General features: G+C 40.4%; 11 protein-coding genes. 9 read left to right on the top strand and 2 right to left on the bottom strand.

Going from position 1 to position 14,256, the window contains the following annotated elements; genetic code table 11:
• Positions 1–95 precede the first annotated feature (95 nt).
• Together KFO40_RS03400 and KFO40_RS03395 are read left to right on the top strand one after the other, a co-directional pair.
• Complete coding sequence (locus tag KFO40_RS03400) at positions 96–917, top strand: MBL fold metallo-hydrolase (protein ID WP_117810965.1); 822 nt, start codon at positions 96–98, stop codon at positions 915–917.
• 17 nt (positions 918–934) lie between these two features.
• Positions 935–4,294, top strand: coding sequence for a S41 family peptidase (locus tag KFO40_RS03395; RefSeq protein WP_049702495.1), 3,360 nt, complete (start codon positions 935–937; stop codon positions 4,292–4,294).
• 156 nt (positions 4,295–4,450) lie between these two features.
• On the opposite strand, the gene KFO40_RS03390 is transcribed toward KFO40_RS03395, so the two are convergent.
• Positions 4,451–5,122 (bottom strand): YczE/YyaS/YitT family protein, encoded by a 672-nt coding sequence (locus KFO40_RS03390; RefSeq protein WP_211146064.1) that lies wholly within the window; start codon positions 5,120–5,122, stop codon positions 4,451–4,453.
• A gap of 155 nt (positions 5,123–5,277) precedes the next feature.
• Here KFO40_RS03390 and KFO40_RS03385 point away from each other — a divergent pair, with 155 nt between their 5' ends.
• Positions 5,278–6,168: a helix-turn-helix domain-containing protein gene (locus KFO40_RS03385; protein WP_008025531.1), complete on the top strand. Its 891-nt coding sequence runs from the start codon at positions 5,278–5,280 to the stop codon at positions 6,166–6,168.
• A 169-nt stretch (positions 6,169–6,337) separates the two neighbouring features.
• Here the strand turns inward: KFO40_RS03385 and KFO40_RS03380 are convergent, their stop codons facing one another.
• The gene (locus tag KFO40_RS03380) at positions 6,338–8,095 is read right to left on the bottom strand and encodes a 1-deoxy-D-xylulose-5-phosphate synthase (protein ID WP_004317697.1); all 1,758 of its coding nucleotides are present in this window, start codon (positions 8,093–8,095) and stop codon (positions 6,338–6,340) included.
• A 178-nt stretch (positions 8,096–8,273) separates the two neighbouring features.
• On the opposite strand from KFO40_RS03380, the gene KFO40_RS03375 reads away from it, so the two are divergent.
• The 6 genes from KFO40_RS03375 to KFO40_RS03350 all read left to right on the top strand — a co-directional run bounded on the left by KFO40_RS03375 (position 8,274) and on the right by KFO40_RS03350 (position 14,222).
• The gene (locus KFO40_RS03375) at positions 8,274–9,041 is read left to right on the top strand and encodes a class I SAM-dependent methyltransferase (RefSeq protein ID WP_004317699.1); all 768 of its coding nucleotides are present in this window, start codon (positions 8,274–8,276) and stop codon (positions 9,039–9,041) included.
• A gap of 411 nt (positions 9,042–9,452) precedes the next feature.
• Positions 9,453–10,484 (top strand): alpha/beta hydrolase, encoded by a 1,032-nt coding sequence (locus tag KFO40_RS03370; protein ID WP_004317701.1) that lies wholly within the window; start codon positions 9,453–9,455, stop codon positions 10,482–10,484.
• A gap of 55 nt (positions 10,485–10,539) precedes the next feature.
• Positions 10,540–11,403: a DUF3737 family protein gene (locus KFO40_RS03365; protein WP_004317703.1), complete on the top strand. Its 864-nt coding sequence runs from the start codon at positions 10,540–10,542 to the stop codon at positions 11,401–11,403.
• Between the two features lie 3 nt (positions 11,404–11,406).
• Positions 11,407–12,564, top strand: a complete 1,158-nt coding sequence (locus KFO40_RS03360) for a MalY/PatB family protein (RefSeq protein ID WP_151922918.1) — start codon at positions 11,407–11,409, stop codon at positions 12,562–12,564.
• A 70-nt stretch (positions 12,565–12,634) separates the two neighbouring features.
• Positions 12,635–13,561 (top strand): EamA family transporter, encoded by a 927-nt coding sequence (locus tag KFO40_RS03355; RefSeq protein ID WP_004317707.1) that lies wholly within the window; start codon positions 12,635–12,637, stop codon positions 13,559–13,561.
• Between the two features lie 85 nt (positions 13,562–13,646).
• Positions 13,647–14,222, top strand: coding sequence for a sugar O-acetyltransferase (locus KFO40_RS03350; protein ID WP_004317709.1), 576 nt, complete (start codon positions 13,647–13,649; stop codon positions 14,220–14,222).
• Positions 14,223–14,256 lie beyond the last annotated feature (34 nt).

Below are 14,256 nucleotides of genomic sequence, written 5' to 3'. Positions count from 1 at the left end.
AATTGACTGGATTGCTTGTTCTGCCACAGAATTATTATAATTTTGTGGCAGAACTTTTTATTTTGTATAATTCGTTTGATAACTAACTAAGTATCATGGGCTATAAAATAACGACTCTTGTGGAGAATTGTGTCTATGGACGTAAATTGCAGGCAGAACATGGTCTTTCTCTATATATCGAGACTCAAGAACATAGATTACTTTTCGATACGGGAGCATCCGACTTGTTTATCCGTAACGCCCGCTTGTTGCATATTGACTTGCAAAAAGTAGATTATTTGATATTATCTCATGGTCACAGCGATCATACGGGCGGACTACGTTATTTTTTGGAATTGAATACGCGGGCAACCGTTGTCTGTAAGCGTGAGGTTTTTTCTCCTAAATTCAAGGATGAACGTGAGAACGGGATGATGCATACACAAAACCTCGATCGTTCCCGTTTCCGCTTTATTACAGAGCAGACCGAACTGCTTCCCGGAGTTTTCCTTTTTCCCTCTATTGATATTATAAATCAGGCAGATACCCATTTTGAACGTTTTTGGGTTCAGCAAGAAGATGGATGCAAAATACCGGATACTTTTCAGGATGAATTGGCGATGGTATTGGTGGAACCGGAAGGATTTTCCGTATTAAGTGCCTGTTCTCATCGGGGAATAACCAATATTTTGCGTACGGTTCAGGCTGCCTTTCCTGAATCTCCTTGTAAGTTACTTCTGGGAGGTTTTCATATCCATAACGCGGAAAAACAAAAATATCAGGTCATTGCAGATTATTTACAGGAATATCTTCCCCGACAGATTGGCGTTTGTCATTGTACGGGAGTGGATAAATATGCCTTCTTTTACAAAGACTTTGGTGACAGCACATTTTATAATTACACGGGAAAACTAATTCAAACCGATTTATCGGAATAAATTTATAATAATTTGATATGAAGAAACTAATAACTTCTTTAGCGCTGGTATTATTAGTATTATCCAGCTATGCAATTACTCCTTTGTGGATGCGTGATGCACGTATTTCACCGGATGGATCAGAAATTGTTTTTTGTTACAAGGGTGACATTTATAAAGTCCCTGCACAAGGAGGAACAGCTGTTCAACTCACCACACAAACCTCTTATGAAGCCAATCCGGTTTGGTCGCCCGATGGCAAGCAAATTGCGTTTGCCAGTGACCGGAATGGAAATTTTGACTTATTTATTATGCCTGCTGACGGAGGTGCCGCCCGGCGATTGACCTATCATTCTGCATCAGAAATACCGTCGGCTTTTACTCCGGATGGAAAGTATGTCTTTTTCTCTGCTTCTATACAGGATCCGGCAAGCAGTGCCCTGTTTCCTACAGGAGCAATGACGGAATTATATAAAGTTCCTGTTGCCGGCGGACGTACCGAGCAAGTGCTGGGCACTCCTGCAGAACTGGTCTGTTTTGATAAAACAGGGAAGAATTTTCTTTATCAGGATCGTAAAGGGTTTGAGGATGAATGGAGAAAGCATCATACTTCTTCCATTACGAGAGATATTTGGTTATATAATACCCAAACGGGAAAACATACGAACCTGACAAACCGGGGAGGAGAGGACCGTAATCCTGTGTATGCACCTGATGGTAATGCTGTCTATTTTTTAAGTGAGCGTGATGGAGGTTCCTTCAATGTGTATACTTTCTCTTTGAATACTCCACAGGAAGTGAAAGCTGTGACTACTTTCAAAACTCACCCGGTACGTTTTTTGTCTGTCAGCGATAAAGGTACCTTATGTTATACCTATGATGGTGAGTTATACACACAGAAGTCTGGTGCACGTCCGGAAAAAGTAAAAGTAGAACTGGTCCGTGATGATGAGCAGCAGCTTGCTACACTTAAATTCTCACAGGGAGCAACTTCCGCTTCTGTATCTCCGGACGGTAAGCAAATTGCTTTTATTGTACGTGGTGATGTGTTTGTGACTTCAACTGATTATGCTACAACCAAGCAAATCACAAATACTCCGGCAAAAGAAGCTGCCGTTTCTTTTGCTCCGGACAACCGGACACTGGTTTATGCCAGTGAGCGAACCGGTAACTGGCAACTTTATACCGCTAAAATAAGTCGTAAGGAAGACCCGAATTTCCCTAATGCCACTCTTATTGAAGAGGAAGTATTACTACCGTCCAAAACGGTAGAACGTGCTTATCCGCAATATTCACCGGATGGCAAAGAATTGGCTTTTATCGAAGACCGTAATCGTTTGATGGTACTCAATTTGAAAACAAAAAAGGTACGTCAGGTAACGGATGGTTCTACATGGTATAACACCGGAGGAGGATTTGATTACGAATGGTCGCCTGATGGTAAATGGTTCACTCTTGAATTTATAGGCAACCGCCACGATCCTTATTCGGATGTAGGCATTGTCAGCGCACAGGGAGGGGCAATTACTAATCTGACAAATAGTGGATATATCAGTGGTGCTCCGCGTTGGGTACTCGATGGGAATGCTATTCTTTTCCAAACCGAACGCTATGGTATGCGTGCGCACGCTTCCTGGGGATCGCAGCAAGATGTGATGTTGGTGTTTCTCAATCAGGATGCTTATGATCGTTACCGTTTGAGTAAGGAAGATTTCGAATTACTCAAGGAATTTGAAAAGGAACAGAAGAAGGCAAAGGAGAAAGACGATGAGAAGACGAAAGACGGAAAGAAGTCTAAGGCGGAAAAAGCAGATAAAGGAAATGTTAACAAGGGAAAGGCTGACAAAGGCAAGTCCGACAAGGAAAAGAGCAAGGTAGATAGCAGCAAAGATAGCGATCAGGAAGAGTCCGCCGAGGATAAGGCAGACCAAAAAGAGATACTTGTCGAGCTGAACGGCATTGAAGACCGTATCGTACGTCTGACTCCCAATTCATCCGACTTGGGTAGTGCCATACTTTCAAAAGACGGGGAAGATCTTTACTATTTCTGTGCGTTCGAAGATGGATATGACCTTTGGAAAATGAATCTCCGTGAAAAAGATACGAAGCGTCTGCACAAACTCAATACCGGTTGGGCATCGTTGATGTTGGACAAAAAAGGAGATATCTTTTTGTTGGGAAGCCGGATTATGCAAAAGATGGATGCCAAGTCGGATGCGTTGAAGCCCATCAGCTATCAGGCTGAAATGAAAATGGATTTGGCTGCCGAACGTGAAACGATGTTTGACCATGTGTACAAACAGCATCAAAAACGCTTCTACAATGTCAATATGCACGGGGTTGACTGGGATGCTATGACTAATGCTTATCGTAAGTTCTTGCCTCATATTGATAACAATTATGACTTTGCAGAATTATTGAGTGAGTGGTTGGGTGAGCTGAATGTTTCACATACCGGAGGACGTTATTCTCCCAAAGGAAAAGGAGATGTCACTTCTAATCTCGGACTCTTGTTCGACTGGGATTATCAGGGAAAAGGAATGCAGATTGCCGAAGTAATAGAAAAAGGTCCGTTCGATCATTCACGTACCAAAGTAAAGGCTGGTTGCATCATTGAAAAGATTAATGGAGAAGAGATAACTCTCGATAATGACATAACCTGCTTGCTGAATAATAAAGCAGGGAAGAAAACATTGATTTCAATCTACAATCCACAAAGTAAAGAGCGTTGGGAAGAAGTGGTGATGCCGGTCACTAACGGGCAACTGAATGGATTGTTATACAAACGTTGGGTAAAACAACGTGCGGCAGATGTTGAAAAATGGTCGAAAGGACGTTTGGGATATGTTCATATTCAGTCGATGGGAGATGACAGCTTCCGTACTGTATACTCGGACATTCTTGGAAAATATAACAACTGCGAAGGCATTGTGATTGATACCCGTTTCAATGGTGGTGGCCGTCTGCATGAAGATATTGAAATACTGTTCAGTGGTCAGAAATACTTCACACAAGTGGTACGCGGACGTGAAGCATGTGATATGCCGAGCCGTCGTTGGAACAAACCTTCCATTATGCTGCAATGTGAAGCTAACTACTCGAATGCACACGGAACTCCGTGGGTATATAAACATCAAAAGATTGGCAAACTTGTCGGTATGCCTGTTCCGGGTACTATGACAAGTGTGTCTTGGGAAACTTTACAAGATCCTTCACTGGTTTTTGGTATTCCTATCGTCGGTTATCGTTTGCCTGACGGCAGTTATTTGGAAAATACCCAATTGGAACCGGATGTAAAGGTTGCCAATAATCCGGAAACAGTAGTCAAAGGAGAGGATACCCAACTAAAGGTGGCTGTGGATGAACTTCTGAAAGAGATAGATAGTCAGAAGAAGTAAATACGAGTATAATTATATCTAAAATAAAGAATCGCTTCTTTGAAAGAATCAATTAGATTCTTACAGAGAAGCGACTTTCTTTTATAGCGATTTTCTTATATTGATCTTTTTATATGACTCCTTTTATAAGGCGTTTATTTTAAATAGATATAGGGCTTACTTCCAGACCGGCAGTAATCTATGGAGGGTTTTTCTAGTCATTATCTTCTGATTCAGGAAGCTGACGATATACCCCGTTATACAAGCGGCAATGAGTGATCCTTCGCGTACTCCCTGAATACCTTGAGTCAGCAGGAGCGAGAGAATCACGGCTAATGTAACCAAAGTAATATCAAAATAAACTTTGAACTTTCCAAATTCCTTGTTATAATGGCGGGATGCATATTTCACAAATGCTTCTGCGCTCATCATGGCTACTCTTGGTTTCAGTTCAAGCACTACTCCGATAGACTGCACCATGCATCCTGTAAGTAATAAAGCAATCGACATACCATAATTAGCGGGATGCAGTTCGCTTGTCAGCATCATATTGAAATCAATGAATGCCGAAAAGATAAAAGAGAACGGTAGTTGAAGAAGAATTTCAATAAGATCCTGTCGGGTTCTATTCTTTCGGATTAACCAGAACTGTCCCAGGATAAGCACCATGTTGATGATAAATGTGCAAGTACCCAACGATAAAGGACTATTCAGGCTTAATACATAATTGATGCTCGATATGGGAGTAGTTCCCAATGCCGAGCGTATAATCAACACGATACCTGCCGCTAAAAAATAGAGTCCGATAACAAACACTAAATACCTCTTAAAAATCTCTTTCATTTCCATGTCTTTTTAACCTCTTTCTATTGATTCCTTTCTCATGTATTGAAAAGGATATGCAAAGGTCTTGTTTTTTACTCTGAAATAGATTATCTAATTCCATACAGTTTTTGTCATATCCGAAACAAATCGTATTTTTACGTCATAAAATAAAGGTGTAAATGGTAAAATCTCGTATATTTGATAATACGCAACTATTGAAGGAGCATCCTGAACTTCCTCATTATAAAGAGGAGGTAGTCTGTTTCCGGAGTGAATATAAAGACAGAAGTTATCCGGCAAATGAATGTTATTTCAATCGGGAGCTTTATATGATATTCGTTCTTGAAGGCCGTTCGGAAATTCTACTGAATGGAGAGTTTATTGCGATAGAACCGAATATGTTACTTATTCATGGAGCAAATTATCTCACAGAACATCTTTATTCAAGTCGGGATATTAAATTTATCACTCTCGCCCTTTCCGAATCTATGCGGACGGACGATTCTTATCTGACACAAATCACGGCAATCCTGTTGGCAACCATGAGGCGGAATAAGCAATATACGATTCAGTTGACAGAGTATGAAGCTCAAATCATCCATAAGGAGCTGGAAGTATTGATGCATCTGATGAATATTGAACATCATTTCCTTTTCCGGCGTATACAGGCAGCCTGCAATTCTCTGTTTTTGGATATAGCAGATTTTCTTTCCCGAAAGACCGTTATCAAAAAAGAGATCAGTCGTAAAGATCATGTTCTGCAAGAATTTCATGCACTCGTTACTCGTAATTTTAGGGAAGAACATTTCGTGAGCTTTTATGCGGATAAACTGGCTATTAGTGAACAGTACCTGGCACGTATTGTACGTCTTGGAACAGGTAAGACTATCAATAGCCTTATTAATGAATTGTTAGTAATGGAAGCGCGTACTTTATTGAGCTCTACCAAATTTACGGTTGGCGAGATTGCTACTAAACTGGGGTTTAGTGATGCAGCCGGTTTTTGTAAGTTCTTTAAAAGAAATGCGGGACAGACTCCGTTGAATTATCGGAAAGGATTATTGATTTGAACGGAAAGGATTGCTGAACTGAATGGGGAATTACTGAACTGAATAGGGAATATAATGAATTTAAATAATAAGTTGGCTGATTTGAATGAAAATGGAAGTAGGTTGATGCAACTGTCCTTAAAGACCGTATACATCAACCTACCTGAATATATAGTGAATGGATTTGATTTTAACCGATCACTGCTGTGATATCTTCTACAATCTGTTCATCCGTCAGATGATTGGCACGGAGAAACTCCTGTATATCATATCGGTCAACAAATTCTTTTTTAGCTCCAAAGTTCAGAACTTTCATGTTTGTAGCACCATAATAACGGGCAATCTTTTCACCGAAACCGCCATCCAATACACCGTCTTCCAACGTAATCACTAATTCGTGATCTGCTTTCAGTTCATCCATCAGTTCGTTGTCTACACCGGTGATGTAACGTGGATTGATGAGTGTTGCATCAATATTGGCTTTTTCTTTCAGAAGTGATGCAACCGACTGTCCCAATCCATAGAACGAACCTAAAGCAAGAATGGCTACTTTCGATCCACGATGCGTCACTTTATAGCGATTGAGAACACTATAATCAGTCTCCACCGGTTCCCCACAAGTAATTACATCTGTTGCCGGCACACGGATAGCAACCGGGTGTTCATTTTGGCGGATACTCCATTCTAGCATAGCAAGATATTCCTCTTTGCAAGTCGGTGCCAGATAAACCATATTAGGAATATTGCTGATGAGCGGAATATCGAAGAAGCAGAGGTGAGTTACATCATTCATTCCGGACAGTGTTCCCCAGAATACCAACAAAACAGCCGGGTTATTATTGATACAGAGGTCTTGCGAAAGTTGATCGTATGAACGTTGGATAAATGTACTATACACTCCGTAAACAGGTTTTCCGCCATTGGCTGCGATACCCGAAGCAAGAGCTACTGCGTGTTCTTCTGCAATACCGACATCTACAAACTGTTTGCCAGCTTCCTTGCGGCGGTCCGGAGTGAATCCGAGAACGGCAGGAGTACCCGAAGTGATTGTCACCACACGAGAATCTTCTTTCATCTTTTTCAGCAGATATTGAGCGGTTACTTCGCTGTAATCTTCTTCCTCATAACTGACTTTTGCTTCTCCGGTTTCCGGATTGAATGGAGTGCGCCAGTGATAAGTCTCTTTATCTTGTTCGGCATGTGCATAACCTTTACCTTTTAAGGTATTAATATGCACTACTATCGGATGCTGAATATCTTTCACTTTGGAGAATGCTTCAATCAACGCCTGTACATCGTTACCGTCATTTACATATATATAGTCCAGTCCCATCGCCTTGAAGAAGTTACATTCGCACTGACCGTTACTGTCACGCAATTCTTTCAGGTTCTTATATAGTCCACCGTGATTTTCGGCAATAGACATCTGATTGTCATTGACAATAATAATCATGTTTGTACCAAGCTCCGCCATATAGTCCAATCCTTCAAATGCTTCGCCGCCACTTAAGGAACCGTCGCCTATCACAGCTATGATATTCTCATTGCCACCGATCAGGTCGCGTCCTTTTGCCAATCCGCTAGCCAGGCTGACGGAAGTGGAAGTATGACCGATAACAAAAAAATCATGCTTACTTTCTTGTGGTTCGGAATAACCGGATACGTTGTCATACTCTGCCGGATAGAGAAAAGCATCTTTCCGTCCGGTCAGCATCTTATGTACATAACTCTGATGCGATACATCAAAAACAATCTTGTCTTCTGGTGAGTTGAATACATAATGTAAAGCGATAGTCGCTTCCACCATTCCGAAATTAGGGCCGAAATGCCCGCCGTGTTCACTCAACTTTTGCAGGAGTGATGCACGGATTTCATTACTTAAATCATTGAGTTCTTTAAACGATAACTTCTTTACGTCTGCAGGAGAGTAAATATTTTCTAAATACATATCAATTTGTTTTTTACGTTTATACCTATTATCTTTATCACACTGCAAAGATACTGCTGATTTTAGATTCGGTTTGTATATAGATTACGGATTATTTTACCTATATTACCGACCTTGGAAAATAGGACTGACGATAAACATAAAAATAGTAGATAATATATATTGGAGGACAACATATATGAATAGTGATTATAAAGTGGGCGATTTAATTTATGATGCAAATATTTATGATGCGATGAATACTAATCTAGATGATTGGTACTTTTATAAGCGATGGCTGCCGGAAAACAAGGATGCCCGGATACTTGAACTTTGTTGTGGTACGGGCAGGCTCACTCTGCCCATTGCAAAGGAAGGATATGATATTACTGGGATTGATTATACCCCTTCAATGCTTGCCCAGGCAAAAATTAAAGCTTCCGAAGCAGGATTAGAAATAAGTTTTATCGAGGCAGATATCAGAACTTTGAATTTGCCGGAAAAATACGACTTTATCTTTATTCCGTTTAATTCAATTCATCATTTATATAAGAATGAAGATTTATTTAAGGTATTTAATGTCGTTAAGAATCACCTCAAAGACGGTGGCTTATTTCTGTTTGATTGTTTTAATCCGAATATCCAATATATAGTTGAAGGTGGAAAAGAGCAGAAAGAAATTGCTGCATATACAACCGATGACGGTAGAGAAGTATTGATAAAGCAGACTATGCGATATGAAAATAAAACTCAGATTAACCGTATCGAATGGCATTATTTTATCAATGGCAAGTTCAACTCTATTCAAAATCTGGATATGAGAATGTTCTTCCCTCAAGAGTTAGATTCATATTTGGAATGGAATGGTTTTCATATTAATCATAAGTATGGCGGATTTGAAGAAGAGGCATTTGACGATAATTCGGCAAAACAGATATTTATTTGTCAATGTGATTTAGTGTATTGAGATTTTATTAATAAATAAGTGAAAATGTAATTTGTCGGCAATCAGTATGGTAGCGTGGTTGCCTAAAGGCCTTTTGGGGCTGTCTTTATCCTTTTGAACTGGAAGTACTCATCAGAATTCTTTTTCAGTTTCGACTTTTCTCATTTTGTTTAATGATTCTTTAGTTACTTCTCGTAATAAATTTGGCGTTCGCTAAAGTAGGAAGTCTGACTTTGGCTTCCTTGGTTTTGATACTTACTTCATTTCCTTAAATAGGTTAGAATAGATATTATAGCAGATTGATAAAAAATAGAATCTGTAATTCGGGTAATAATGTCAGTAATTCATCTACATACAGTCTCTTTATTTCACCCTATTTTTGCAACGTAGAAAATAGATAATCAATTCTTTAATTATTAAAACACAAGAGATATGAAACGGATTTTATTATTAACAACTGTATTTATGATGATGCTTGGAACTAGTTTTTCTTCTGCACAGACAGATGCAGATAACTTTTATAAAAGTGATTTGGTAAGTGTGGAGAAAGTTTCTTTTTCCAACCAGTATAAAATGAAGGTAGCCGGAAATTTGTTTCTGCCTAAGAATATGAAAGAAGGGGACAAATACCCTGCAATCATTGTCGGACATCCAATGGGAGCTGTCAAGGAACAGAGCGCGAATCTTTACGCAACGAAAATGGCCGAACGGGGTTTTGTAACACTCTCCATAGACCTGTCTTTTTGGGGTGAGAGTGAAGGCGAACCGCGTAATGCTGTTCTGCCGGAAGTTTATGCGGAAGACTTTAGTGCCGCAGTTGATTTTTTAGGTACCCGTCCATTTGTTGACCGGAATCTGATTGGAGTAATCGGTATTTGCGGTAGTGGAAGTTTTGCTATCAGTGCAGCGAAAATAGACCCTCGCCTTAAAGCCATTGCGACAATCAGTATGTACAATATGGGTACGGCTAGCCGTAACGGGTTAAAACACTCATTGACATTGGAACAGAGAAAGCAAATAATGGCTGAAGCGGCAGAACAGCGTTATGCTGAATTTTTAGGTGGAGAAACTCAATATACAGGTGGCACCGTACATCAACTGACAGAAAAGTCCAGTCCGATTGAACGGGAGTTCTATGAGTTCTACCGTACACAAAGAGGAGAATTTACCCCCGACGGAGCAACTCCTATGACCACCACTCATCCTACACTTTCAAGCAATGTGAAATTTATGAATTTCTATCCTTTCGAAGATATTGAGACTATTTCACCCCGCCCTATGTTTTTCATCACCGGTGAAAATGCCCACTCACGTGAATTTAGTGAAGACGCTTACCGATTGGCCGCCGAACCTAAAGAACTGTATATAGTACCCGGCGCCGGACACGTAGACCTTTACGACCGTGTAAGCCTTATACCATTTGACAAGCTGGAATCTTTCTTCAAGGAGTATCTGAAGAAATAGTGATAACAGGAAGTGTAAATGTAACTTTTGAAATAACAGATTAAAGAATAAACTAATGGAACAAATAAGAAATAAAGAATATGGAGGCGAACGTCCTCTGTTCGCGACCCACGACCTTCAACTGGAAGATGTAACAATTCACGCCGGTGAATCTGCGTTGAAAGAATGTAGTAATATTATAGCAATCAACTGTCGCTTTGAAGGAAAATATCCTTTTTGGCATACCAACGGATTCATTGTGAAAAACTGTCTCTTTACAGAGGGAGCCCGTGCTGCTCTATGGTACTCTCAAAGTCTGCAAATGGCAGATACCTTGGTAGAAGCACCGAAGATGTTCCGTGAAATGGACGGAATAAAACTCGAAAACGTACAGTTGCCTAATGCTTTGGAAACGTTTTGGTATTGTCGTAATATAGATCTGAAGAACGTACAGATTGATAAAGCGGATTACCTTTTTATACACAGTGAGAATATTAAGATACAAAACTATGCCCAAAACGGGAACTATTCGTTCCAATATTGCAAGAATGTAGAAATCCGTAATGCAGTTATCAACTCCAAAGATGCTTTCTGGAATACGGAAAATGTGACAGTCTATGATTCCGAGCTGAACGGAGAATATCTGGGATGGCATTCTAAAAACTTACGTTTGGTAAATTGCAAGATTTCGGGGACTCAACCGCTTTGCTACGCACATGATCTGGTGATGGAAAATTGTACGATGGCGGAAGATGCTGACCTTGCTTTTGAAAACAGTAGTGTGAAGGCAACGATTAAAAGTCCCGTTCATAGCGTAAAAAATCCTCGTACGGGAAGTATTGTTGCCGAAAGTTTCGGAGCAATCATTTTGGACGAAAACCTTAAAGTGCCGGGAAATTGCGAATTGAAACTTTGGGACGATCTAACCTGTTTTAATTGAAATATGAAGTATAATTTCGATGAAATTATTCCACGCAGAGGAACGAATTCTTATAAATGGGATTCGGCTGAAGATGCGGATGTATTGCCGATGTGGGTAGCTGATATGGATTTCCGTACGGCTCCCCCTGTCGTGGAGGCATTGAAGAAACGGGTGGAACATGGGATTTTCGGTTATGTACGTGTACCTGATGCATACTACGAGGCTGTTGTAAATTGGTTTGCTCGACGGTATGCCTGGCGGATGGAAAAAGAGTGGATTATTTACACCACCGGTGTTGTGCCGGCAATATCTGCTGTTATTAAAGCATTGACACTGCCCGGAGATAAAGTAATGGTGCAGACACCTGTATATAACTGTTTTTTCTCCTCTATCCGTAATAACGGATGCGAGATGATTGCCAATCCTTTGGTATATAGAAACAGGGGCTATCAGATTGACTTAGATGATTTGGAGCGGAAAACTTTAGACCCGAAGGTCAAACTTCTGTTGTTATGCAATCCGCACAATCCTGCCGGAAGAGTGTGGAGCAAGCAAGAATTAAGGCGGATAGGTGAGATTTGTCTTCGAAATAATGTGTTTGTGGTTGCGGATGAAATTCATTGTGAATTGGTATTTCTGGGGCATGAATATACTCCTTTTGCTTCTATATCAGAAGAATTCCTACTGAACTCGGTCACTTTTGTTTCGCCTAGCAAAGCCTTTAATTTGGCAGGACTTCAGATAGCCAATATCATTTCTGCAGATGCCGATGTGCGGGTGCGGATAAATAAAGCGATTAATATGAATGAAGTCTGTGATGTGAATCCTTTTGGAGTGGAGGCGTTGATAGCTGCTTATAATGAGGGTGAAGAATGGCTGGAAGAACTTAAAATCTATTTGTTTGCGAATTACATCTATTTAAAAGGTTATTTCGAGACCTATCTTCCGGAATTTCCTGTAATGATGTTGGAAGGTACGTATTTAGTTTGGGTAGATTGTTCGGTTCTGCATCAGGCGTCAGAGGAAATAGTCAAAGACTTGTTGAAGAAAGAAAAACTTTGGGTGAACGAAGGCAGCTTGTATGGAGAGGCTGGTGAAGGATTTATCCGTATCAATATTGCCTGTCCGCGACAGCGGTTGATAGATGGATTAAACAGATTGAAGCGGGCTTTGAAATAATAAAATAATTGTCAGTTTATTGAGAAATCCCCCTTCTCACTCCCCGTAAATACGAATGAAAAGAAGTAATATGGAAAGTCTGAATTGTTCGAAAGGGAATACGGTAGGTATTGTTGTTGCCTATTTTCTCATTTATGTAGTCTGGGGCTCCACCTATTTTTTTATCGGTGTGGCCTTGAAAGACTTTTCGCCTTTCCTTCTCGGAGCACTCCGGTTTACGGCTGCCGGGATTATACTTCTGGGAATCTGTTATTTGCGGGGAGAACAAATTATAAAGAAAAGCTTGGTAAAACGTTCCGCCGTTAGTGGCATTGTATTGTTGTTTGTAGATATGGCTGTCGTTATGTTGGCGCAACGTTATCTGACCAGTAGCCTTGTAGCCATTATCGCTTCTTCCACGGCTCTTTGGATTTTGCTGTTGGATGTCCCGATGTGGCGTACTAATTTCCGTAATCCACTTACTATAATGGGAGGTTTGATTGGTTTCGGAGGGGTAGTGATGCTTTATGCAGAGCAACTCAATGTCAGATGGTTACATTCGTATAGTGAGCGTGGTATTCTGCTCCTTATTTTCGGGTGCATATCCTGGGCTTTGGGAACGCTATATGCCAAATATCGTTCTTCTCGTGAAGAAAAAGTGAATGCTTTTGCCGGTTCTGCCTGGCAGATGCTTTTTGCCAGTGGAATGTTTTGGCTTTGTGCTGTTATCAATGGAGATGTCCGGGAGGCCGATTTGCGTGAAGTCTCGGTTACAAGCTGGCTCTCCCTGCTTTATTTAGTCTCTTTCGGTTCTTTACTGGCATATTCGGCATACGTTTGGCTGTTGAAAGTGCGTCCGGCTGCGGAGGTAGGGACACATGCTTATGTCAATCCTTTTATTGCTGTTCTTTTAGGAGTCTTTTTAGGAAACGAACAGGTTACTTTTATTCAGGTTTCCGGTTTGCTGGTTATTCTGTTGGGAGTGATGTTGATAAGTCGGAAGCGTAAAGCGCAATAAATAGAAAACGATGTACATCTTATATCATTTCGATAATATAATTCCTTATATTTGTATCAGGATGAATAAACCAATAATTTGAGAAATGAAAACAGAAAAAGAAAAAATGTTGGCGGGAGAAGTTTATGATTGTGCTGATAATGAGTTACTGACCAGATGGCATAAAGCAAAGCAGCTTCAACAGGAGTATAATAATACTCTCACTACTGATGCAGGTAAAATTTCTGATTTATTAGATGAATTAATCGGTTCAAGGGGGGATAATGTCTGGATTAGTGCTCCTTTCTTTGTGGACTATGGTGAGAATATTTATATCGGGAAGAATGTAGAGATTAATATGAATTGCGTTTTTCTTGATTGTAACAAGATTGTTATCGGTGATAATTCGGGGATTGGGCCGGGAGTACATATTTATACTGTTTTTCATTCTACAAAGGCATTGGAAAGAACCTCTGAAAACAGTACTTTTTGGAAGTCACAGACAGCTCCGGTGATTATTGGCAATAATGTGTGGATTGGTGGAGGATGCATCATTCTTCCGGGAGTAACTATTGGCGATAATACAACTATTGGGGCAGGGAGCGTTGTCACAAAGTCTATTCCGGCCAATGTGCTGGCGGTTGGCAATCCGTGTAGAATCCTTAAACAGATAGAGGATTGACGCTTCTTTAATATTCGTATTATCTCGTCAGTAA

The organism is Bacteroides sp. 1001302B_160321_D4 (assembly GCF_015667765.1).
GTDB lineage: Bacteria > Bacteroidota > Bacteroidia > Bacteroidales > Bacteroidaceae > Bacteroides > Bacteroides xylanisolvens.
This window is presented reverse-complemented; position numbering and strand designations above follow the sequence as displayed.

Excerpts from the sequence above, each read along its gene's own strand:
- KFO40_RS03380 (WP_004317697.1), bottom strand. The coding sequence starts at position 8,095 with ATGTATTTAGAAAATATTTACTCTCCTGCAGACGTAAAGAAGTTATCG.
- KFO40_RS03400 (WP_117810965.1), top strand. The coding sequence starts at position 96 with ATGGGCTATAAAATAACGACTCTTGTGGAGAATTGTGTCTATGGACGT.
- KFO40_RS03365 (WP_004317703.1), top strand. The coding sequence starts at position 10,540 with ATGGAACAAATAAGAAATAAAGAATATGGAGGCGAACGTCCTCTGTTC.
- KFO40_RS03350 (WP_004317709.1), top strand. The coding sequence starts at position 13,647 with ATGAAAACAGAAAAAGAAAAAATGTTGGCGGGAGAAGTTTATGATTGT.
- KFO40_RS03355 (WP_004317707.1), top strand. The coding sequence starts at position 12,635 with ATGGAAAGTCTGAATTGTTCGAAAGGGAATACGGTAGGTATTGTTGTT.
- KFO40_RS03390 (WP_211146064.1), bottom strand. The coding sequence starts at position 5,122 with ATGGAAATGAAAGAGATTTTTAAGAGGTATTTAGTGTTTGTTATCGGA.
- KFO40_RS03385 (WP_008025531.1), top strand. The coding sequence starts at position 5,278 with ATGGTAAAATCTCGTATATTTGATAATACGCAACTATTGAAGGAGCAT.
- KFO40_RS03395 (WP_049702495.1), top strand. The coding sequence starts at position 935 with ATGAAGAAACTAATAACTTCTTTAGCGCTGGTATTATTAGTATTATCC.
- KFO40_RS03360 (WP_151922918.1), top strand. The coding sequence starts at position 11,407 with ATGAAGTATAATTTCGATGAAATTATTCCACGCAGAGGAACGAATTCT.
- KFO40_RS03370 (WP_004317701.1), top strand. The coding sequence starts at position 9,453 with ATGAAACGGATTTTATTATTAACAACTGTATTTATGATGATGCTTGGA.
- KFO40_RS03375 (WP_004317699.1), top strand. The coding sequence starts at position 8,274 with ATGAATAGTGATTATAAAGTGGGCGATTTAATTTATGATGCAAATATT.